General features: G+C 45.4%; 13 protein-coding genes. 9 read left to right on the plus strand and 4 right to left on the minus strand.

The genetic code is table 11. From position 1 onward, the window contains the following. Positions 1-128 precede the first annotated feature (128 nt). A complete protein-coding gene (locus CLV98_RS02930; protein WP_109672613.1) occupies positions 129-1,316 on the minus strand; it encodes a DUF6600 domain-containing protein in 1,188 nt (395 codons plus the stop codon). A 349-nt stretch (positions 1,317-1,665) separates the two neighbouring features. Between CLV98_RS02930 and arfB the strand changes: the two genes are divergently transcribed. Further along, a complete protein-coding gene (gene arfB, locus CLV98_RS02935) occupies positions 1,666-2,085 on the plus strand; it encodes an alternative ribosome rescue aminoacyl-tRNA hydrolase ArfB (RefSeq protein ID WP_109672615.1) in 420 nt (139 codons plus the stop codon). Positions 2,086-2,136: 51 nt separating this feature from the next. On the opposite strand, the gene CLV98_RS02940 is transcribed toward arfB, so the two are convergent. Beyond that, positions 2,137-5,118: an FAD-binding and (Fe-S)-binding domain-containing protein gene (locus CLV98_RS02940; protein ID WP_109672616.1), complete on the minus strand. Its 2,982-nt coding sequence runs from the start codon at positions 5,116-5,118 to the stop codon at positions 2,137-2,139. Between the two features lie 370 nt (positions 5,119-5,488). On the opposite strand from CLV98_RS02940, the gene CLV98_RS02945 reads away from it, so the two are divergent. From CLV98_RS02945 to CLV98_RS02965, 5 genes are all read left to right on the plus strand, one after another. Next, positions 5,489-8,545, plus strand: a complete 3,057-nt coding sequence (locus tag CLV98_RS02945) for a SusC/RagA family TonB-linked outer membrane protein (RefSeq protein ID WP_229203171.1) — start codon at positions 5,489-5,491, stop codon at positions 8,543-8,545. Positions 8,546-8,563: 18 nt separating this feature from the next. After that, positions 8,564-10,102, plus strand: coding sequence for a RagB/SusD family nutrient uptake outer membrane protein (locus tag CLV98_RS02950; protein WP_109672618.1), 1,539 nt, complete (start codon positions 8,564-8,566; stop codon positions 10,100-10,102). Between the two features lie 69 nt (positions 10,103-10,171). After that, complete coding sequence (locus CLV98_RS02955; RefSeq protein WP_109672620.1) at positions 10,172-10,738, plus strand: hypothetical protein; 567 nt, start codon at positions 10,172-10,174, stop codon at positions 10,736-10,738. A gap of 33 nt (positions 10,739-10,771) precedes the next feature. Beyond that, positions 10,772-14,107 (plus strand): VCBS repeat-containing protein, encoded by a 3,336-nt coding sequence (locus tag CLV98_RS02960; protein WP_109672622.1) that lies wholly within the window; start codon positions 10,772-10,774, stop codon positions 14,105-14,107. After that, entirely contained in the window at positions 14,104-17,487 is a 3,384-nt protein-coding gene (locus tag CLV98_RS02965) for a VCBS repeat-containing protein (RefSeq protein ID WP_229203172.1), read from the plus strand. Before CLV98_RS02960 ends, CLV98_RS02965 begins: the two co-directional genes overlap by 4 nt. Before the next feature lie 65 nt (positions 17,488-17,552). Here CLV98_RS02965 and CLV98_RS02970 read toward each other — a convergent pair whose 3' ends face one another. Next, positions 17,553-18,341: an SDR family oxidoreductase gene (locus CLV98_RS02970; protein ID WP_109672625.1), complete on the minus strand. Its 789-nt coding sequence runs from the start codon at positions 18,339-18,341 to the stop codon at positions 17,553-17,555. Between the two features lie 262 nt (positions 18,342-18,603). Here CLV98_RS02970 and purH point away from each other — a divergent pair, with 262 nt between their 5' ends. The 3 genes from purH to CLV98_RS02985 all read left to right on the plus strand — a co-directional run bounded on the left by purH (position 18,604) and on the right by CLV98_RS02985 (position 22,939). After that, positions 18,604-20,130, plus strand: a complete 1,527-nt coding sequence (gene purH / locus CLV98_RS02975; RefSeq protein WP_109672627.1) for a bifunctional phosphoribosylaminoimidazolecarboxamide formyltransferase/IMP cyclohydrolase — start codon at positions 18,604-18,606, stop codon at positions 20,128-20,130. A 195-nt stretch (positions 20,131-20,325) separates the two neighbouring features. Continuing rightward, entirely contained in the window at positions 20,326-21,117 is a 792-nt protein-coding gene (locus tag CLV98_RS02980) for a hypothetical protein (protein ID WP_146202221.1), read from the plus strand. 199 nt (positions 21,118-21,316) lie between these two features. Continuing rightward, on the plus strand, positions 21,317-22,939 hold the full coding sequence (locus CLV98_RS02985) for a sodium:solute symporter family transporter (protein ID WP_109672631.1): 1,623 nt from the start codon (positions 21,317-21,319) through the stop codon (positions 22,937-22,939). 73 nt (positions 22,940-23,012) lie between these two features. Here the strand turns inward: CLV98_RS02985 and CLV98_RS02990 are convergent, their stop codons facing one another. After that, on the minus strand, positions 23,013-23,459 hold the full coding sequence (locus CLV98_RS02990) for a peptidylprolyl isomerase (protein ID WP_109672633.1): 447 nt from the start codon (positions 23,457-23,459) through the stop codon (positions 23,013-23,015). Between the last annotated feature and the right edge of the window lie 111 nt (positions 23,460-23,570).

Raw genomic sequence — 23,570 nt, forward strand, 5'->3', positions numbered from 1 at the left:
TGGATGTCAGTTATGTAATGCCTAAAAATAATACATTTTCCCCTATTATCATGGATATGGGTATATAAAACAAAGCACCTCGTAGTAGATCAACTTCGAGGTGCTTTGATATGGAGGATACCGGTTCCTTATCTGGGTGAACGGCTACTTCTTTCAGATGAGCTAGATTCTCTACTCGATTCGGACCGGGTCGTGCTCGATCTTGCTGGGCTACTAGTACGAGTAGATCTAGAAGGCGAGGCTACACTAGGGCTGCTCCGAACGGTAGGTGTTGAGGAACGTTCTCGGCTACTACTGCGCGAGGGAGCAGGGCTACTGCTGCGTTCCGATCGACTTGGGCTAGTACTAGGGCTAGTGGTTCTGCTTCTTGGGGGCTCATAGCTTCGCGAAGTATTTCCCGATTCTCTTGGAGCCTCTGTCCGGCTGCTGCGGCTGTTATAACTAGGGCTCGACGACCGTTCTACGACTCCCGTTCTACTGCTGGTTGTAGACTCCCTTGGAGGCGTATAGCCCGAACGATCCGATGAGCCGGTCCGGCTGCTCCTTTCATTGCCACTCCGTGTGTCATATACACTGCCTCGACTGTTGGCTGGGGGGCTATAAGGCTGGCTATTCCGGCTCGACTGGTTGACGATAATACGTCCTCGGTCATTGACCACTACCTGACGAACGGGTACACTTCTGCGGGTATATCGTTCGATTTCGTCTCTTCTAGGGCCATATACATACGTCCGGTTGTCGCGACGGTAATAGTTGTTGATGATGGTCGTCTGATTATAAATTCTGGAAATCCGGTTACGAGGTACCCAGTAGCGATGCCAATTGGACGTGTAAAAATGGCGGTTAGGTACGAGTATCCACCAAAAAGAGGGGATATTGACGGCTATATTGATGTTGACGCCTGGTCCTAATGGAGCCCAACCGTAGTATCCACCACCGGAGCGCCAGTTGACCCATGCCGGGCCCCATTCATAACCCGGAATCCAAAACCATCCCAAATAATCGTCAAAGGACCAGCGGCCATAGTGGAATGGCGCCCATCCCCACTCATAGTTTGAGACCCAAGTGTTACCGTACTCAGTCATTTCCCAATATCCGTTGGTAGAGTAGGGCTGAAAGTCTCCCGAGTGGTAAGGGGTCCATACCGAGCCGTATTGAGGACTGGTAGTCCACTGTCCGTAAGGGGAAAGTTCTTGATAAAAAGTTTGGAAACTGATGGAAACTCCCCGTTGAGCTTGGGCCTTTTGGGGGAGCATCCATCCACCGAGCATTAGCAAAGTCAGCGTCAGTGTTTGGAAGAAATGTTTAGTTTTCATGGCTATATGATTGGTTGTATGGTGTATCGATCTATATAAGTAGGATCAAAAAAGAAGGAAATAGTTTAAAGGACTCCAAGCCGAACCGGTAGGCCTCTAGGGATAGGTACTCCTCGTTTTTCTGCATGCATAACGATTTTATTTATTTGAGAATTGTGCGTAAATCTTTGTAAATCAATATTTTTGATGCGTCTGTATTTCTTTTTACTAGCTTTGTAAAGACAATTCAGGAGGCTAATATCCCTATTTTTCGCCCAAAAGGTTAACATGTATTAACAAGCTAAGGAGATGGTTTCCAGCATCATTAACGCCCGATAAAGGGATATTTAAGTATTTTAAGGAAGAAGAAATGATAAGAAGTATAGATCCCTCGCAGCTATTGCAAGAGGTTGTTTTCCAGACGGCCAGAAGTGGAGGCAGTGGTGGACAAAACGTCAATAAGGTAGAGACAAAAGTGGAGTTACGTTTCGATATACCGAATTCACAGCTTTTAACCGAGGAACAAAAGCACCGTTTGCTCCTAAAGCTAAAAACGAGGCTTACCCAAGACGGAATACTCCTCTTGTATGACCAGGCCGCTCGGACCCAGCTGGCTAACAAGAAAGGAGTGATCGAAAAATTCAGGAAACTGATAACCCAAGCTTTTCAACAGGAAAAGTCTAGAAGGGCTACAAAACCTACCCTGGCCAGCAAACTAAGGAGGTTGCAGACCAAGCAAAAGCGGTCGGCCGTTAAGTCGATGCGAGGGAAGCCCAGTATGGATAATTGATGAAGCGTAATAGTCAGGCCATTTTCTACTTTATACCATGGCCCGACTGCTTTATAGCAACGCTTCAAATAATATTTCGGCTGGATGCATGGCTTTGCGTCCGGTGCCATCATGTATTTGGTGCCGGCAACTGGTGCCAGGTGCTGCTATCAGTACTTCTGCGGGCTGTTGCCGTACGGCGGGGAAAAGGACGAGTTCGCCGATCTGCATCGAAAGGTCGTAATGCTCCTCTTCATATCCGAAAGATCCAGCCATTCCACAGCATCCCGACGGTATCAGTTGAACGGTGTAGTTCTCAGGGAGCGATAGCATTTGCTTGGTAGGAACCATGCTCGATATAGCCTTTTGCTGGCAATGACCATGCAATTTGATCAATTTGCTTTCTTTGGTAAAAAGGCCCTTATCAATTTTTTTAAGGGCTATTTCCCTGGCAATAAATTCGTCGAACTGAAGGGCGTTGTTCCCCAATTTTTTGGCATCTTCCACCATTGAGTCATCTACCAAATCGGGGTATTCGTCTCGGAAGGTGAGTATGGCCGAAGGTTCTATGCCAATCAGCGGGGTATCGTGGGCCACTAAATCCTTGAGTAAGGCTACATTCTGTTCGGCCAGCACCTTGGCGTCTCGGAGTAGTCCTTTCGAGAGTTGGGGACGGCCCGAGGGCTTGTGGTTAGGGATGATTACCCGGTAGCCGAGTCTTTCTAATGTTAAAATGGCCTTCTTGCCTATTTCTACATCATTATAATTGGTAAACTCGTCACAGAATAAGTATACCACGGGGGCATTTTGGTTATCTACCGTTTTGGCATGCTTCGTCCACCAGGCTTTCAGGGTACTTGCTTGTAGCAAGGGCATGGTTCGGTCGGGGTGAAACCCAACCATTTTGTTGGCAAAGCGCCGTAATGGAGCGTTTTTGTAGATCAGGTTATAGGCCCAAGGTACATAACTGGCCAAACCTGTCATTTTAGAAAAGTTGCCAATTAGCCAGGATCGCGTCGGCACACCATGGGCATCATGGTACTGTTGTAAGAACTCCATTTTTAGCTTGGCCACGTCCACATTGGAGGGGCATTCGCCTTTACATCCCTTACATGCCAAGCACAAGTCGAACACCTCTTTGATTTCTGGATGGTCGAACCGGTTCTCCTTGGTGGAGTGGGTCAACATTTCGCGTAGAATATTGGCTCTGGCTCTGGTCGTGTCCTTCTCGTTGCGAGTAGCCATAAAGCTGGGGCACATGGTTCCCCCGCTAATTTTCGTCTTACGACAGTCTCCTGCCCCGTTACATTGTTCGGCGTGCTGAAGGATATTTTGGTTGTGGAACCTAAAGTTGGTCTTGAACTCCGGCGTTTTCTGATCGGCCTCATAGCGCAAGAACGAGTCCATGGGGGCCGTGTCCACTATTTTTCCGGGGTTGAAGAGGTTATTGGGGTCCCAATTTTTTTTGATTTCTTTGAACAGCTGATAGTTGTGCTCTCCTACCATTTTAGGAATAAACTCTCCTCTCAGTCGCCCATCGCCATGTTCTCCCGATAGCGACCCATCGTATTTTTTTACTAATGTGGCTATCTCTTCGGCAATCATGCGGAATTGCTGGTGCCCTTCCTTCGTCTTTAGGTTGATGATGGGGCGCAGGTGAAGCTCCCCAGTACCGGCATGTGCATAATGAACTGCAGACATCCCATGTTTTTTGAGAATCTCGTTGAAGTCACGGATATATTGGGGCTGGTCGTACACGTCTACTGCTGTATCTTCGATTACCGCCACGGCTTTTTCGTCGCCAGGTAAGTTGGCCAGTAGTCCTAAACCGGCCTTGCGTAAGGTCCATACTTTCTTGGTGTCCTCCCCGATGATCAGTGGATAATGAAATCCTAGTCCAGCTTCTTTAAGTTCGTTGGTAAGCTGCTCAGAGAGCTCTTCTACTTCCTGTACCGAATGTCTCGACAAGTCCACTACCAAGATGGCAGGGAAGCTGCCGTCCTCCTTATTCTTTACGAAATAGGCATTTTTCTTTTGCTCCACATTGGTGGCGGCACATTCCAGTATATAATCGTCGATGAGCTCTACCGCTTGTGGGTTATATTTAAGTGTTAGTACCGTAGTCCTCAGGGCTTCGTCAATAGTGTCGCAATGGATACACAGCAACCCCTGGGTTTTGGGAGGCACGGGAACGAGATTGAGCTTGATCTCCGTGAGGAAGCACAGGGTTCCTTCGGAGCCTGCCACCAGGCTACACATATTAAAGGGCAAGGCAGTGGGATCTTGCTGGTTACCAAAGGGCTGCATATGGAGCAACATATCCAATGCATACCCTGTATTGCGCCGGCTGATACTCGGTTTGGGAAAATTCTTGCGAATCTCCTCTTGGTTCTGACTGTTTTGAAGTATTTCGTCGGCCTTTAAATATATTTTATCCTCAAGAGTGGCTGAGCCATTTTTAGCCTTTGCGCGTTGGATGAGCTCCTGGTATTCGACCAAGCTTAGGTCGTGGAAATGCGCCTCTGAGCCGTCGGAAAGAATGGCTTGCAACTCCAAAGTATGCTCTCTGGCACTGCCATAAACCAGGCTGTTGGACCCACAGGAGTTATTGCCTACCATTCCGCCTATCATGGCGCGGTTGGCTGTGGAGGTTTCTGGTCCAAAATACAGGCCGTAAGGCTTTAAAGCGTGGTTCAGTTCATCCCTTACCACCCCTGGCTGCACCCGCACCCAGCGCTCTTCGGCGTTGATCTCTAATATATTATTGAAATGTTTGGATACATCCACCACCAGCCCGGCCCCTACTACCTGGCCTGCTAGGGAGGTTCCTGCAGTACGGGGAATGAGGGAAATCTTTTCGCGTATGGCAAAGTCGATAATGGCCTTTAGGTCGGCTATATGTTTGGGGATAGCTACACCCAATGGCATTTCACGGTATGCCGATGCATCGGTAGCATATAAGGTTCGGATAGTCTGGTCCAAATGGAGATCGCCTTCTATTTGATCTGCCAATGATTTTAAGTTTACGCTTAACTGCTCAGGCGAGGTGGTCATAGGTACTGTTCAAGAAAAGATAAGGACACAAAGTTACGAACTGCATGGCTTTGATGTGTTATAAGAAGGGGAAATTTCAGGCATGACCGTTTACCCTGTAGGTAAATGATGGTTTGAGGGGCATATTATTTCGATATTTAAGTTTTGCCATTATAGTACAAGAAAATGGCAAAATAAAATCATTAATATAATTTTATAATTCTAAAGAAAAAGTCGTAATTTGTTATTTTCAAACATATTTTTGCATGAAATGGATATCGACCGATTCGATTTTTATCCCCATTTGAAATAATAAATGTACCTGGGGAGGTTTAAAGTGGCGTCGTTTTTTAACCACATCATGTAGTTCAATCAAACCTAATGAAACCAAATGAAGAACAATTACTCAAAAGTAATGACTGCCTCCGAAATTCGAGAAGTAGACATTCGTTCAAGTTATAGTAGGATATTAGTCCTGTTCCTACTGGTCCTGGCTGCCTTAATGATTAGTTCCACTCTAAGCTGGGCCCAAAATGTATCGATTAGTGGTAGAGTTACCGATCTCCGATCGGAAGGGATACCCGGGGTCACTATCACAGTAAAGGGGACAACTACGGGAACCAATTCCGATATCGACGGTAATTATACCATTTCAGCACCCGCTAACGCTAGTTTAAGTTTCTCGGCCATCGGGTTTGTTACCGAAGAAATAGCCATTGGTAATAAGACGGTGATTAATGTAACACTGAAGGAGGATATTCGAGCCCTTGAAGAGGTGGTCGTGGTAGGATATGGTACGGTCAAGAAAAAAGATGCCACGGGAGCCGTATCCGCGATAGGAGCTAAAGACTTCCAGAAAGGAGTGGTCACCTCTCCTGAGCAATTGATGCAAGGTAGGGTAGCTGGGGTACAAATCTCCCAGTCGAGCGGTGAGCCAGGTGGGGGTATCAATGTGCGGATCCGTGGTACTTCATCGGTATTGGGAGGGAATAATCCATTATTTGTGATAGATGGCGTACCCCTTAGTGGAGACAATACCTCTGGGAGTGGGAGCTCTCAAGGGGTGGGCCGTCAGGCAGCAAAAAATCCTTTGAATTTCTTGAACCCCGATGATATTGCTAGCATAGACATTCTTAAGGATGCCTCTGCCACTGCCATCTACGGTTCTAGGGGGGCCAATGGGGTCGTTTTGATTACTACCAAAAAGGGAAAAGGTAAAGGCTCTTTGGATTACGGATTTTCTGTGGGTATAAGCAATATTACCAAAAAATATGACTTATTAACCGCCGACGAATACCGAGCAGCTGGAGGGCAAGATTATGAAAGTACCACCGACTGGCAGGATGAAGCCTTTAGGACGGGCATTACCCAGCAGCACAACCTATCGTATGGGGGGGGCGATCAAACAGGAAATTATCGATTCTCTCTAGGGTATATGGACCAAAATGGGATCGTAGAGAAGTCAAATGTAAAACGTTATAGTGTCAGCTTTAACGGTCAAAAGAAGTTTATCAACGACAAACTGACCATAGGGAGTAATTTGAGCTTCGCCAATACCCAAGATGCGGGGGTTCCTATCTCCGAAAATTCAGGTTTTGAAGGGGATTTAATGGGGGCAATTTTAAAATCAAATCCTACTCGATCGGTGTTTAATGCGGATGGGTCTTATAATCAGCCAGGTAATACGGAACCCAATCCTATGGCATTTTTAGCCTATTCAAAGGATAATAATAATACCCTGCGTGCATTGGGTAATATCAATGCCGAACTGGAAATTTTGAAGGGGCTTAAGTTTAAAACGGTATTGGGTTTCGATAAATCGATGGCTAGTCGGAAGCAAGCTTTATCTGGCGACTTGGTAGCCTCAGGAATCACCGGTAAAGGGAGGGTGTATGTCCGAGACGTAGAAACGAATAATCAATTATGGGAGAACTATTTTACCTATGATAAAGAATTCGGGAACGTGTCTTTTAATGGACTACTGGGATATTCTTATCAGAGTTTTGAAAACTCAGGTAAAAGCATAGCAGCTGCTAATTTTAGAACTACTGACCTAGATGTCATGATCAATAATTTGGCTTCGGCCGGAACCATTCTCATCAAAGACGCTTCAAATCTTGAAACGATAGGGTCTGTTGTACAGAATTCAAATTATACCAAAGATGAACTGCAATCTTATTTTGGTAGGGTCAATGTAGGCTTGAGTAGCAAATATTTGTTTACCGCTACCCTCCGTGTCGATGGCTCCTCTAAGTTTGGGGGGAATAACAAATACGGTTACTTCCCTTCTGGGGCTTTCAAATGGAAGTTGATGGAAGAAAGTTTTATGCCTGATGGGGTCTTCGACGATCTAGCCCTTCGGGTAGGATATGGAGTGACAGGTAACCAAGCCATTCCACATAATGTGTATGACCGTCGCGATCGGTACAGCGATTATACGATCAATCAGGATGCTAATAAAATTGAAGGCGGTGGGTTGAATGCCGTGGCTTTTAATAACCCTAACTTGAAATGGGAGTCAACAGCTGCACTTAATCTAGGGTTGGATTTCGCCATTCTGAAGAGCCGCCTATCTGGGTCTCTTGAATTTTATGCCAAGTCGACCAAGGATCTGTTATTTAAGGTAGTTGCTGCTCAGCCTGCCCCCAATCCATTTGTCTTCCAAAATTTGGATACGGATATTCAGAACCAAGGCGTTGAATTGGCCTTGAATGCGGCAGTAGTGGATCATAAGGATTTTACCTGGGAGGTATTATTCAATATGGCTTACAACAAAAATTTAGTAAAGAACCTGACAGGGACTTACGATACAGGGGAGATAAACGGTCAAGGTCTGTCGGGTGCCTTTGCCCAACGGCTGGCTGAAGGACAACCCCTCTTCGCCTTTTTCTTAAGAGAGTTTAGTGGCTTCGATGAGGCGGGCAATAGTATCTATCCAAACGGAGACTTTCAACAATTTTTGGGAGGAAAAAGCCCACTGCCGAAGCTTACGGGTGGCTTAACTAATAATTTTAGGTATGGTAATTTCGACGCCAGCTTATTTTTTAATGGAGTGTTTGGGAATTATCTGTATTCGAATACGGAGAATGCGTTTTTTACTCAAGGTTCTTTTGCCAACGGTCGTAACGTGACGAAAGATGTTATAGGTAATGGAGAAGGATCGTTAAATGCACCAGAGGTAAGTACTCGCTTTCTTCAAAAAGGGGACTTCGTCCGCTTGCAAAATCTATCTTTAGGATATCGGGTACCGGTAGGTGATAATAAGGTGATTTCCTCGGCTAGAGTCTATATTACGGGGCAAAATTTATTGACCTTTACCAAATACGATGGGCAGGATCCTGAAGTTACCACAAACAAATCGTTAAATGACATTCCATCATTCGGTATTGATTATACTGCTTATCCACGTGCCAGAACGTGGACGATTGGAGTAAATGTGTCGTTTTAACTAAAAAAAGAATTCAAAATGAAAAATATATCAATATATCAGATCTTAGCGTCAGCAGCCTGTATGTCCTTATTCATAGGCTGTACTGATCTTGTAAATGAAGAGAAGGATTCTATTGTAAGATCCTCGGAAGGGGGAGGGTTTACAGCCGGTAATCCTACAGAACTATTAGCTTCGGCATATAAAGACTTGGGTACTTATACCGACCAGGCTGGGATATATGCCTTGGGAATGCATACCTCTGCAGAAATGATTCCGCCCACACGTGGAGTGGACTGGGGGGATAATGGGGTATGGAGAACCTTAGATTCTCATACTTGGGATGCCTCTCATACCTATATTAGAGACGCCTGGAATAACCTTAATCAGAGGGCATATAAGGCCAATGAAATTATTGCTTCCAATCCTACCCCAGCTCAAAAGGCGGAGGCTCAGTTTTTAAGGGCTTTTAATATGTTTCATGTGATGGACTACTGGGGTGTTACCCCATTTCGGGAAGTGACACAAGGTGCTGACGAGCTTCCACGTGTACTGACTCGTTCAGAAGCCTTCGATTTCATTGTAAAGGACTTGGAAGAGGCTTTGCCCAATCTCGCCAATATAGGGCCTGGTGCTAATAATGGCGTGGCGTCTAAAGCTGCAGCCAACTTTTTATTAGCCAAACTTTATTTGAATAAGGCCATTTACAAGAGTAATTTGGGGGAAGTTAGCTACACCTTCGATAATGCCGATATGGCCAAGGTTGAGCAATATGTAGATGCTATCGAAGCCAATGGGTATAGCTTGGAAAGTAGCTATTTTAAGAATTTTACTTCTAATGCTTCCAACGAAATCATATTCGTTTCCTTGGAAGGGACTCCCCAAAATCGATGGATGATGACCCTTCATTATGATCAGGACCCTAGTGGATGGAATGGTTTTACCACATTGGCCGATTTTTATGATACTTTTGAGGATACAGATATACGTAAAGGCCTTCCTCCAGTCGAAGATGGAACCGAGTTCTCTTGGTTAGGTAAGGGATTCTTGATTGGTCAGCAACGAGGCCCCGTAAAAGATTCTAAAGGTGAATATGTGACCGATGCAGATGGTAAAATACTCATTGAAGATATTATCGACTCCCGGTCAAACAAACCACTGATGTTCTCTAGAGATGTTCCCTTGGCTGGAGCCGCTACCGAAAAAGGAATCCGGGTTATTAAGTACCACCCCGCCGATGCCGGTAAATATGTGCTGATGCGCTTTGGGGAGGCTTATATGATGAAAGCCGAAGCACTATTCAGATCGGGAAATACTGCTGGTGCTTTAGAAATGATTAATGACCTTAGGACTCAAAATAAGGCATCCGCATTGGCTAGCCTCACAGCCGACAATCTGTTTGAAGAGATCGGACGTGAGCTGTATTGGGAAGGTGGAAAAAGAACTATTGAAATCCGCTTTGGGAAATTTGTAAATGGTGAAGGCGCTACTGTCAACGATCCCCATACCGTGCTGTACCCCATCCCCTCTACGGCCATTGTTTCCAATCCCAATCTTAACCAGAATCCTGGATACTAAGTTTGTAGTAATAACCATTGATATAGAAGTGCTCCTGGTATAGGGGTACTTCTATTTTTTAAGTAACTTATGTTTTTCAAACGATTCTTAGGACTTTTATTATCCAGTCTATTACTGGCTTGTGAGCCAAAACCCCAACAAGATCAGCGCCTAGAGGACTATAAATCGGTTCTGGCCGATCACCAAGCACTGATTAGGCTGGAGATTGCCGGCGATACTTTTTATGCCAATGAGTGTATTTTTAAAGGGTCCATATCCCTGAGTAATGGAACCATGGCCATTAATCTAAAGAATCAGTTTGATGGTCAGACGATTGTTTCCTTAAAAATGCCTGACCGCCTTAAAGACTTCCCATGGGAAATAACCTTTGACGAAAGAAAAGGTGCCCAAACGCAAGTTCTTATCGGTAAAATCATCGAGACGAACCCACTCAAAGGATTGGGCTATGTGATGACTTCGGGTAGCCTTACTGTAAAACAAATGGATCCCGAATATTTTCATATGGATCTTCATGGAAAAGGGGTGAAATATGGAGTAGATTTACTCCTAGAGCAACCCGTGGAGATAAAGGGTACTATCGTCTATAAGTCTCCACATGTCTCTTTCGACCATATGAGCTGGTCCGATCTGCAATAATTCTTAATCCGTTATCCGCCGTAAATTTCCGCAATGAAGCTTTATTCTCAAGTAAAATGGAGTGGTCTGCTTTTTCTCATGGCAGTTTTGAACCCTTCCTGTAAGCAAAAAGACTCCACGGCCAACTTTGAACTTTTAGAGGCCTCAAAAACAGGTGTTTATTTTGAAAATACGGTAGCCAACCAAGTGGACTTCAATATTTTTACCTACCGAAATTTTTATAATGGAGGTGGTGTAGCCACAGGTGATGTGAATAATGACGGCTTAGCCGATATCTTCCTGACGGCCAACATGGGTCCAAACCGACTCTTTCTTAATAAAGGAGGATTGGAATTTGAGGATATTTCGGAAAAGGCAGGCATCTCTGGTGTGAAGGGAAAATGGAGCACTGGGGTCGTGATGGTCGACATTAATCATGACGATCTTCTGGATATTTATGTCTGCAATGCGGGTTTCCAAAAGGGTATTGGGCAAGAGAATGAGCTTTTTATTAATAACGGCGATTCTACTTTTACCGAAGCGGCCGCTGCTTATGGGCTAAACGATTCGGGGTATACCACCCATGCCGCTTTCTTTGATTATGATCAAGATGGCGACCTGGATGTGTATATCCTCAATAATAGTTTTATTCCGGTAAACACCTTAAACTACAGCAATAATAGAACATTAAGAGCCAAAGACTGGCCCGTTAGTGACTTCCTGAAGGGTGGGGGCGACCGCTTGCTTAGAAATGACAATGGTCACTTCGTTGATGTAAGTGAACAGGCTGGTATTTATGGGAGTCTTATCGGTTTTGGGCTAGGGGTTACGGTAGGGGATGTTAACGAAGACCATTTGCCCGATATTTATATTTCCAACGACTTCTTCGAAAGAGATTATCTATACATTAATAAAGGCGATGGGACTTTTTCGGAAGAACTAGAAAAGCGTATCAAGCATACGAGCCTAGCCTCGATGGGAGCCGATATGGCCGACATCAATAATGATGGATATCCCGAAATATTCGCTACCGATATGTTGCCTCGGGACGAATATCGGTTACGGACGACCACCTCTTTCGAAAATCATTATGTTTTCAATCTAAAAAAGGAAAAGGGATTTGCAGCGCAGTATATGCAAAATAGCCTTCAATATAATAACCAGGATGGAACTTTTAGTGAATTAGCAAATTTTGCCGGTGTTGCCGCCAGCGATTGGAGCTGGGGCGCATTGATGTTCGATGCCGACAACGACGGTTGGACGGACATTCTGGTATGTAATGGGATCTATCAAGATGTTATAGACCAAGATTTTATAGAGTTTTTTGCCAATGATGTGGTGCAGAAAATGGCCCTCACGGGCAAAAAGGAATCGATGCAAGAAATTGTCAATAAAATGCCTTCTACACCCATTGCCAATATGTTCTTTCACAATAAAGGTGGGCTGCGATTTGAGGAGCAAGGCCAGGAGTTTGGTTTGGAACAAAAAACATTCTCTAATGGGGCCGCTTATGCCGATCTGGATAATGATGGGGATTTGGACCTGGTGATCAATAACGTAAATCAACCTGTATCGATTTATAAAAATCGCTCCGAAGTCATGGCCCATCCAGGTAATTATATAAAAGTAAAACTTCAAGGAGAGGGACTCAATACGAGGGCTATTGGGGCTTCGCTAAAAGTGTATGCAGGGAAGCAGATTTTTACCAGACAACTGTTTCCCTCTAAGGGCTTTCAGTCGAGTACCGAATACCCCCTAACCATTGGGTTAGGGGCGATCGCCCGCATTGACTCGTTGCTGGTGGATTGGCCCGATGGTCGGGTCACTAAGCTAGAAAACCCTGCAATAAACCAGCTTCTAACCCTATCTGTCCAGCAGGCCATTCAGCAAAATATTGAGCCCGCCTCCCATGAACCTTTTTATTATTTTGAACCCCTGAAAAGTGATTTAAAAGCGCATCAGGAAAATAAATATGAGGATTATTATGATGAAAGGAATTTGCCTATGTTGCTCTCGAGGGAAGGGCCCAAGGCTGCAATGGGCGATGTGAATCAGGATGGGTTAGTCGATATGTATGTCTGTGGCGCTTTGGGACAGGCGGGACAGTTGTATTTGCAGGGTAAGGGTGGGTTTCAAATTAGTCCTCAAAAGCTGTTTGATGATATGGCTGGTTTTGAAGATACAGCCGCACTTTTTTTTGATTGTGATCAGGATGGAGATTTGGACCTTATAGTTGGAAGTGGGGGGAACCAAATTCCCCTAGGAAGCGCCGAGCTCCCTTCTCGACTGTATATTAACAATGGAGCGGGGCAATTTCAGCTCAAAAATGGTGCCTTACCACCCAATGGTATGAATACCTCCGTTTTTTGTTCCATGGATTTCGACTCCGACGGCGATTTGGACCTCTTTGTGGGTAGTAGAAGTGTTCCTAAGATTTATGGCGCCAGCCCGACTAGTTCAATTCTCCGTAACGATGGTTCAGGTCAGTTTACAGACGTGACCAAACAAGTGTTCCCTGCATTACATGCTCTGGGGATGATTCGGGATGCCGTATTACACGATATCGATGGAGACGGTAAACAGGAATTAGCAATAGTAGGCGACTGGATGTCGTTACGACTCTTCAAGGTGGTCGGCTCCCAATTTGTAGAATTGAAATCTGGGCTAGAGGATTACAGAGGTTTCTGGGGCAGTGTAAAGGCGGTGGACTTGGATGAGGATGGGGATATGGATTTGGTTCTCGGAAATATAGGAGATAATTTTTCACTGAAGGCTACCGCCGAAAGTCCCCTTAAGCTCTACTTAAACGACTTTAATAAGAATGGGGTGATGGATAAGGTGATTACCAAAACGCTGGATCAAAAGGAATGGCCCATCCTATTAAAAAGAGAGTTGACGACTCAATTTCCCTTCCTTAAAAAGAAAAGCCTTAAACATGCCGAATTTGCGGTGCGTTCTATCGAAGAATTGTTTCCCAAGGATTTATTGAATAGTGCTCATCAGAAATCGGTCAATTATTTGCTCAGTGCATTGGCCATTAACGATGGAAAGGGAGGATTCCGGCTAATGCCTCTGCCCGATCTCGTTCAAACCTCATGTATTACGGCAATAGAAGCAGTGGACGTGAACGAAGACGGCCAGCAAGACTTGGTGTTAGCGGGTAATTATTCACATTTTATTCCCCAATTAGGAGCTTTAGATGCGTGTAATGGTTTCGTGTTGGTGAATGAAGGGGATCTGAAATTTACCGTGTTAAATGCTAAAAAAAGTGGGTTGAATCTTCCAGGAGAGGTGAAGCAGCTCATCGCTTTTGATCTTGCACATCAGCCGCATTTGATAGGCTTGGTCAATAATGAGCAACCTAGCGTATATAAAATTAGAAAACCATGAAAAATTGGATTAGACGATTGAGAAACGGCTGGCTTCGTGTGGCGTCTAACCTTGGGCTAGTCTGCTTGCTGCTGATCGGTACGAGTAGGTGTACGAGCAAAAAAAATGGGGTAGACCCACTTTTTCGGCTGCATATGGAAGAAGAAACGGGCCTTAACTTCTCCAACCAATTAACATCCGACAAGTCCTTTAATATTTTCTATTATATGTACTTCTATAATGGAGGAGGGGTAGCGGCTGGCGATTTGAATAACGACGGACTGGTAGATCTATGCTTCACTGCCAACCAAGAGCCCAACAGAATATTTATTAATAAAGGGAATCTGAAATTTGAGGATATCACCGAAAAAGCCAATGTGGCCGAAGGAAAGGGGTGGTCTACTGGGGTGTCGGTTGTGGATATCAATCAGGATGGCCTATTAGATCTATATATTAGCCAGGTCGGGGATTATGAAGGTATGAGAGGGCATAATTTACTGTATATCTGTCAGGAGATAACTCCAGAGGGGATTCCAGTTTATAAAGAAATGTCGGAGGAGTATGGTTTGGATCTAGTTGTATTTGGTACTCAAGCCCTGTTTTTTGATTTCGATCTGGACGGTGACCTCGATATGTTTCAGCTCAACCACTCCGTCCATCAGAACGGAACCTTCGGCAAAAGAGCGTTCTTTGAAAAACAGTATCATCCCATGGCAGGTGACCGACTCTTCGAAAACAAGGATGGGAAGTACGTAGACATTACCTTAAAGGCGGGCATCCATAGTAGTGCCTTAGGATATGGGCTCGGACTCGGAGTAGGGGATCTCAATCTAGACGGATTTCCTGATCTATATGTTGGGAACGATTTCCATGAAAATGATTATTTGTATATGAACCTTGGCAATGGGCGGTTTGACGATCGGGCGGCCCAAGCCTTGAGACATACTAGTCAGTTCTCTATGGGCGTGGATGTAGCCGATCTTGATAATGACCTTATGCCCGAAATCGTGTCCTTGGATATGCTCCCTTCCGACTACGAGATACTTAAAAAGTCGGAAGGGGAGGATTCTTATAGTATTTTTAATTATAAACTTCAGCAGGGTTATAGCCACCAATATGCGCGAAATAACCTTCAACGGAATAACGGGAATGGTACTTACAGTGAAATTGGACTGTACGCGGGGGTACCAGCTACAGACTGGTCCTGGTCGTCCCTTTTTGCCGATTTTGACAATGATGGCCTTAAGGATTTATTCATATCCAATGGGATCCCTAAAAGGATGAACGACATCGATTATATTCGGTATGTGGCCAATGACGTGGTACAACAGAAAATCAAGGATCGGAATTTTGATGAAAACGATCCAAGTCTGGCAGACAAACTCCCAGAAATTAAGCTTAAAAATAAATTTTTTAGAAATCAGGGGGCCTTGCAATTTGAAGACTTGGAAGCCAAAATTCAAAATGATCGGACTTCCTATTCCAATGGGGCTGTCTATGCGGATCTTGACAACGACGGGGACCTAGACCTGGTGACTAATAATATTAATGATAAAGTATTTTTATATGAGAATGTGAGTGTTAGGAGTCCGAATAAAAACGATTATATCCGGTTGTATTTGAAGGGCGACTCCCTTAACAGAAACGCGATAGGAGCCAAATGTGTGGTATACAAAGGGAGCGGAGCGCAGCTCTATGAAAAATTCCCGGTTCGAGGCTTCTTGTCGAGTATGGAACTACCGATTCATATGGGAGTGGGTAATAGGGACGAAGTGGATTCTATAGCGCTCATTTGGCCCAATGGCCACTATCAGGTGATAGCCCATTCGGAACTAGCCGATTCCTTGAACCTTCAATATTTAACAGGCCTTCCTCGTTTCAATTATTCCTTATTACAAGATTTCAATGCTACGAGCACCCATTTTCCGCATTTTGTCGACCGAGCACAACAGGCAGGTTTATATCTTAAACATACAGAAAATAATTTTGTTGAGTTTGATCGTAATTCGCTGATCCCCTTCGAAACCACAGCGGAGGGTCCCGCGGTAGCGGTGGCGGATGTGAACCACGATGGTCTTGAGGACGTTTTTCTAGGTTCTGCTAAGAATGGTAAAGCCCGGTTGATGTTGCAAACGAAGGAAGGTCGATTCCAGGAGAAATATCAACCCGCCTTGTCTCGTGACTCTACCTATGAGGAAATAGACGCTCAGTGGGTCGATGTCAATCAAGATGGACACCTGGATTTAGTGGTGGCTACTGGTGGTAACGAATTTTTTAATCGTTCGGTTTATCAGCAACCTAGACTCTATCTCAACGACGGAACCGGTACCCTTACGGCTCGCCCCGATGCTTTTAAAGATATTTATGTGACTGCCTCATGTGTGGTAAGCCATGACTTCACAGGTGATGGCTACGTCGATTTGTTTATAGGAGGGAGAGCCGTTCCTACGGCCTATGGTGAGGTGCCCCATTCCTACCTATTAAAAAACGATGGCCATGGACGTTTTACCGAAGTCACCGACCAATATGCTTCTGGCTTATCGCAAATCGGCTATGTAAAGGATGCTGTATGGGTGGATATGGATCGTGATGAGGACAAAGATTTGGTGGTAGCTACCGAATGGGGCGGAATATACCTTTTTGTAAATCGACCTAAAGGGTTCGATCAGCGCGTGATTACCGACCAAAGGGGTTGGTGGAACTTTGTGTTTCCAGTAGATGTGGATGGAGATGGGGATATGGATTTACTGGCGGGCAACTTGGGGCTCAATAGCCGACTGAAGGCTAGTAAAGATCAACCTGTCCACTTGTATGTAAATGATTACGATCAGAACGGCAGAAATGAGCCCATTTTAACGCATTATTTAAATGGAGTAGAGTCCTTATTCCCCACCAAAATGGAATTGGAAAAGCAAATTCCGTTGATTCGAAAGAAATATAATTTAGCTTCCGAATTTTCCAAAGCAAGCTTTGAAACGATCCTTGGAGAGGATAAAATCAAAGCTTCGAAAAAGTGGACGGCAGACTCCTTCGAGACTACCCTTTTCTTGAACGACGGAAAGGGTAATTATGTCGCAAAACCGCTCCCCTACAAGGCGCAGTGGGCGCCGTATTATGCTTCGGCGGTCGTAGAGGCCAATCAAGATTCCCTACCTGACTTCCTGCTCATGGGCAATTTTTATGAGAGCAATGTGCAGATGGGGCGCTATGATGCCGACTATGGCTCTCTGTTGATCAACAGAGGGAAAGGCCATTTTGATGTTGAAAAAATCCCTGAACTGTCCATTACTGGCCAGGTAAAGAAGATTCGTAAGATTAGGGTAGGAGGTGAAGAGATGTTTCTGGTGGTACGCAATAACGATTACCTCATGCTTTTATCAAAAGGGGTAAGCTTAAAATAGGGCTTCATTTATTCTGAGATAACGACGCCCCCAGGTCATGGCCTAGGGGCGGCGCCGTCTGGCGTTTACAAACTCTCCGTCTTCCCGCCATCTACCGGCAGGTTGACGCCGTTGATACTGCCTGCTGCGGGGGAGCAAAGGAAGGCAACAGCAGCGGCAACCTCTTCGGGCTCGGTAAACCGGCGGATAGGGATGGTCTGCTCCATTTGTGTCGACAAATCGTCGACGGTTTGTCCCTGATCCTTGCTACGCATTTCTAACACCGCGTTCAGGCGAGCCGTTTTGGTGTATCCCGGCAAAACGTTGTTGGTGGTGATGCCATAGGGCCCCAGTTCCAAGGACATCGTTTTGGCCCAGCTCGCTACCGCCCCTCTAATGGTATTGGACACCCCCAACCCCACGATGGGTTGTTTGACGGATGTGCTAATTATATTGACGATGCGCCCGTATCCTTCCGACTTCATGAAGGGGATCACTGCTTGCGACAAGATCTGGTTATTGATCAGGTGCATTTGGAACGTTAGCAGAAATTGATCGGGATCGGCCTCTATGATAGGCCCTCCAGAAGGCCCACCGGTGTTATTAACCAATATATGCACCTCGGGGCAGAGCCTTAGGTAGTTTTCTATGGCCTCTTTTACCTCTCCTTTACGAGAAAAATCGGCTACAATATAGCGGTGCATCTGCCCCTGGGAGTCGTCGAGCCGCTCTACACACTGTCGTAGGGCATCCTCATTGCGAGCCATCAGGGTGACGTTGGCACCAAGCTGCGCCAGCTCCATTGCCGTGGCGCGGCCTATTCCCTGGGTGCTGCCACATACTAGGGCGGTTTTTTCTTTAAGATTTAGATTCATATGCGTTTAGTTTTTTAGTTCTATGATGGTCCCTATTGACGTGGGTATTCGGTAAGGTCAGGTACGTATCCCTACTTGCCGTCAAAGAATTGTTCCAGCTCCGTGGCTCCAATACCATGTCATTTGTCTTATTTTAGATTATATTTGCGGTTTATTTCAAAAAAAATTGGGGTACCGTCGACCCATGCTCGTACCGATACTTCGCAAAGGCCTATTTCAGGCTATTTATACCAATATAACTTAATATTATATAATCTCTACCATGTCCAAAAAAATACAATCGGCACTAATCTCTGTTTACTATAAGGATGGGCTTGAGCCTTTGGTACGTATTTTACACCAAAACGACGTTAAGCTTTATTCTACAGGAGGTACGCAGACTTTTATTGAGAACTTGGGAATACCTGTCACCCCCGCTGAGGAGCTTACGGGCTATCCTTCTATTTTTGGTGGACGGGTAAAGACCCTACATCCAGCCATTATGGGAGGTATTTTGTACCGCCGCGACGATGCTGGCGATGTAGCTCAGGCCGAGCAGTACAATATTCCATCAATAGACATGGTCGTGGTGGACCTTTACCCTTTCGAGGAAACGGTGGCTTCTGGAGCTAGCGAAGAAGAAATTATCGAAAAAATTGATATCGGAGGTATTTCTCTGATAAGGGCTACCGCCAAAAACTTTAAGGATACTTTTATCGTTTCCTCTCGTAGCCAATATGCCGATGTAGTGAGTTTGTTGGCTAGCAAAGAAGCGGCAACAGACCTTGACGATCGTCGGACATATGCTGGAAAGGCTTTTGCCGTCTCTTCTCAATATGATGGCGCCATCAATAGTTTTTTCCTTGACCGCCAGGATGCCGAGCTGTATGGCTTTACAGGGCTGCCAGCCCAAACCCTGCGCTATGGAGAGAATCCGCACCAAAAGGCTACTTATTACGGCGACTTGGAGGCTATGTTTGTAAAGCTGCATGGCAAGGAGTTGTCTTACAATAACCTGGTCGATGTGGACGCTTGTGTGAGCCTAATCGACGAGTTTGTAGGTACTGCCCCTACCTATGCTATCATCAAGCATACCAATGCCTGTGGTATTGCCACGGCAGCCACCGCCAAGGAAGCTTATGACAACGCCCTGGCTTGCGACCCTGTGTCGGCTTTTGGTGGGGTGGTTATTACCAATGCCAAGGTCGACCTGGCTACCGCCGAGGAGCTGAATAAACTCTTTATGGAAATTCTGATTGCCCCCGCCTATGATACGGATGCATTGGAGTTATTGAAGTCTAAGAAAAACCGTATACTGCTTAAGCGCAATCCAGAACAATTGCCCGGGGTGATGTTTAAGACCTTGCTCAACGGAGTATTGCTACAGGACAAGGACCTTGTTACCGAAACTGCCGAAGGCTTTACTACCGTGACGACCAAGGCCCCTACACAAGCGGAGGTGACGGCCCTTGAGTTTGCCCTTAAAGTTTGTAAGCATACCAAGTCCAATACGATCGTATTGGCCAAAGAAAATCAATTGATCGCGAGTGGTACGGGTCAAACTTCCCGTGTTGATGCCCTTCGTCAGGCTATCGACAAGGCCAAGGCCTTCGGTTTTGACCTTAACGGTGCGGTAATGGCCTCCGATGCCTTTTTCCCCTTCCCCGATTGTGTGGAAATCGCCCATCAGGCAGGAGTAACTGCCGTGGTTCAGCCTGGCGGATCTATCCGCGATAAGGAATCTATCGCCTATTGCGATGCCCACGGCCTAGCAATGGTTACCACTGGGGTAAGGCATTTCAAACACTAACAGACCGTATCTTCTGTTAACTGCTTTTAAGGGCATTCTTCCGGATTTCGGATGAATGCCCTTTTTCTTGCCAAAGGAGCAGGGAACGGCCATATCCTTTCCGAACGTCAGTGGATAATTTCGGGAGCCAATGCTCGTTTGTATACAGAATCTCTTACCTTGCTCTCTATTATGGGTCGTTGAATATTGCATTTTTTGAAAACAGTAAAGTATCTTTTTTACGCGATTGGTTTGATACTCGCCAGCCTCTTCTATCTATACCCTCAGGTCTTTTATACACATACCCTGTGTCTTTCCGATTTTGAGCGTGTCGATGGCGATATCTATGTGAGCAAGCATTTGGAGGGGCCGCTGAAAAAACAGATCACCACCGTGGTTACAGATTCCCAGCACAGAGTGGGCGCACTGTTTGGTCAATACCAGTCTCATCCCCGAATTGTTGTTTGTGCCACCGAAAGCGAATACAAGCGCTATTGCAATAGCAATGTAGGTGCCGGGTGCAGTGTGGGCACCCCCTGGGGACTTCATTTTGTGGTGGTCCATCTGCAAGGGATCAACACCGATGTGATGAGTCATGAAATGAGCCATATAGAGTTACTGGAACGATTGGGTTGGTGGACGGTCCTGGTCGACGTCCCCCAATGGTTTAATGAAGGCTTGGCGCTTATGGTGGATCGGCGCTTTGTAAAGAGCACCAACCCAGTCCGCCGCTATCGAGGCTATCGCCGTGAATGGCGGCAGTATGCACGAGAACTGGGTTGGCTGTTGCCCCTCGCCCAGTTAGAAGGGATGTCGGCCTTTACCAGCCCCGATCCCGACCGGGTCATGTATGCCTATATGACTTCTGGAAAGGAAGTTTCTCGCTGGCAAATAGAAAGTGGCCCTTTCGCATTAACAAAATTAATACAAAAAATAAAAAGCGGTATTCCCTTTGCCGAGGCCTATGAGCAGGTGAGCTCCGAGGCGGCTGATCGCATTGACTTCTGATAGACAGGGGTTTTGCCCGATGATTCGTTGGGTTCGGCGGAATGAGAGTGAATTGTGTCAAAAATGCACGATAACTTAGAAAAATTAAATAAAGATCGACTTTGTTTTTAATTTTGCTTGCACAATTTTCGGAAAATAATGTACCTTTCGGATTAGAACCTATTATTGTTCCACCTCTTTACCAGTCAAAGGAATAGAAATGCAACATTTACAATTATTAGACTACATTATCTTCTTCGTTTATTTTATCATTGTGGCTGCTTATGGTTACTGGATTTATAACAGAAAGAAAGCGGCTACAGAGTCGACAAAAGATTTTTTCCTTGCAGAAGGCTCTTTGACTTGGTGGGCTATTGGGGCTTCCCTGATTGCTTCCAATATTTCTGCCGAACAGTTTATCGGTATGTCGGGCAATGGTTTCACCATGGGGTTGGCCATTTCGACCTATGAGTGGATGGCGGCGGCAACTTTGATCGTAGTTGCCGTTTTTTTTATGCCCATCTATCTTAAGAACAAGATATGGACCATGCCACAGTTTCTTACCCAGCGGTACAACAAACGGGTGAGTTTGATTATGGCCATTTTTTGGCTTGGCCTCTATATTATGGTCAATCTTACCTCTATCCTATATTTGGGAGCGTTGGCCGTATCGGGTATTTCAGGCCTCAATTTCTGGTTTTGTATGTGGGCCTTGGCCATTTTTGCAATCATCATTACCATTGGTGGTATGAAGGTAATTGGCTTTACCGATGTGATCCAAGTTTTCTTCCTCATTATCGGAGGTTTGGCTACGTCGTATTTGGCGTTGAATCTGGTGGCGGGCGACGCCGCTATTACGATGAATGGGATGTTGGATGGGTTCGCTCAAATGAAGTCCAACCACGACGATCATTTTCACATGATTTTTAAAGAAGGGAATCCGTTTTATTCTCAGCTGCCTGGCTTGACGGTATTGTTTGGAGGGATGTGGATTGTGAACCTAAACTATTGGGGCTGTAACCAGTACATTACCCAACGTGCGTTAGGGGCCGATTTGCCCACTGCTCGTAAAGGATTGCTTTTCGCTGCGGCTCTTAAGCTGTTAATGCCTGCTTTGGTAGTTATACCAGGTATCGCTGCCTATGCTTTATATAGCAAGGGATTGTTCGTGAATGAGCTCACCGAAAATGGGGAGATAGTAGCGGATAAGGCCTATCCTGTACTCTTAAGCCTATTGCCAGTAGGGCTAAAGGGACTTTCTTTTGCCGCCTTAACGGCCGCCGTAGTGGCTTCACTCGCCGGAAAGGCCAACTCTATTTCGACCATCTTTACCTTGGATATCTTTAAGGAGTACTTTGGCAAAAACAAGTCGGAGGAACAATTGGTTAAAATCGGCCGAATCGTTATTGTAATCTCTATGTTGCTCGCTATAGTAGTATCTCCTTATATGGGAATCGACAAAAAGGGAGGTTTTCAATTTATCCAGGAGATGACCGGTCTGGTATCTCCAGGCGTTTTTGCTGCCTTTGTGATGGGTTTCTTCTGGAAGCGTACCAATTCGGCTGGTGCCTTATTTGCTATCGTAGGTGGATTTCTCCTCGCCTTAGGGATGCATAATAACTGGCTTCCAGGTACCGACTGGTCTCAAATTCCGTTCCTAGATCGTATGGGATGGGTATTTTTGATCTGCGTAGTGGTGATGTTCATTCTAGGGCTGGTATTGCCCGACGAAAAGAAAGGTCTGGAGATCGATGTGAGCATGTTCAAAGTCGACACCACCTTCGCAGTAGGTGCCGGTATTGTCTTATTAATCATTGTGATGCTGTATACCAATTTCTGGTAAGGATTCGATATTCTTATTAAAAAAAGCCTGCCTAGTTTCCTGGGCAGGCTTTTTATGTTTTGAGCAAAGTCGCTTAAGCTACTGTATCTTCAATGATGGTGATCTTTTGGATCTTATCCCCTTGGGCAATGAGGTCGACGGTGTCCACACCCTCTACTACCTTGCCAAAACAGGTATGGTTACCGTCCAAATGAGCGGTATTGTTGCGGCTATGACAGATAAAGAATTGTGATCCCCCTGTGTCGCGGCCAGCGTGTGCCATGGAAAGTACCCCACGGTCATGATATTGCTTGCCACCGTTCACTTCACATTTGATCTTGTAGCCAGGTCCTCCACGACCCGTTCCAGTAGGATCACCCCCTTGGACCATAAAGTCGGGTATCACCCGGTGAAATATAAGCCCATCGTAGAATCCTTTTTTGGAAAGCTCTACAAAGTTTTTCACGGCGATAGGTGCATCTTCATCGTAGAATTCGATGAGCATGGTGCCCTTATCCGTTACCATTTCAGCCTTAGTCATCTTGTTATCTGTAATTAGTTGTACGTATAAAAATAAATATCCATATCGAAGGATATGGATATTTAACAACAAAGTAAGCAATATGTTTCCTTATTTACACCCTATGAAAAC

The sequence above is a fragment of the Dyadobacter jejuensis genome (assembly GCF_003149085.1).
Classification (GTDB): Bacteria; Bacteroidota; Bacteroidia; order Cytophagales; family Spirosomataceae; genus Dyadobacter; species Dyadobacter jejuensis.

Coding starts and splice junctions, on each gene's coding strand:
- CLV98_RS02930 (WP_109672613.1), bottom strand. CDS start 1,316: ATGAAAACTAAACATTTCTTCCAAACACTGACGCTGACTTTGCTAATG.
- arfB (WP_109672615.1), top strand. CDS start 1,666: ATGATAAGAAGTATAGATCCCTCGCAGCTATTGCAAGAGGTTGTTTTC.
- CLV98_RS02940 (WP_109672616.1), bottom strand. CDS start 5,118: ATGACCACCTCGCCTGAGCAGTTAAGCGTAAACTTAAAATCATTGGCA.
- CLV98_RS02945 (WP_229203171.1), top strand. CDS start 5,489: ATGAAGAACAATTACTCAAAAGTAATGACTGCCTCCGAAATTCGAGAA.
- CLV98_RS02950 (WP_109672618.1), top strand. CDS start 8,564: ATGAAAAATATATCAATATATCAGATCTTAGCGTCAGCAGCCTGTATG.
- CLV98_RS02955 (WP_109672620.1), top strand. CDS start 10,172: ATGTTTTTCAAACGATTCTTAGGACTTTTATTATCCAGTCTATTACTG.
- CLV98_RS02960 (WP_109672622.1), top strand. CDS start 10,772: ATGAAGCTTTATTCTCAAGTAAAATGGAGTGGTCTGCTTTTTCTCATG.
- CLV98_RS02965 (WP_229203172.1), top strand. CDS start 14,104: ATGAAAAATTGGATTAGACGATTGAGAAACGGCTGGCTTCGTGTGGCG.
- CLV98_RS02970 (WP_109672625.1), bottom strand. CDS start 18,341: ATGAATCTAAATCTTAAAGAAAAAACCGCCCTAGTATGTGGCAGCACC.
- purH (WP_109672627.1), top strand. CDS start 18,604: ATGTCCAAAAAAATACAATCGGCACTAATCTCTGTTTACTATAAGGAT.
- CLV98_RS02985 (WP_109672631.1), top strand. CDS start 21,317: ATGCAACATTTACAATTATTAGACTACATTATCTTCTTCGTTTATTTT.
- CLV98_RS02990 (WP_109672633.1), bottom strand. CDS start 23,459: ATGACTAAGGCTGAAATGGTAACGGATAAGGGCACCATGCTCATCGAA.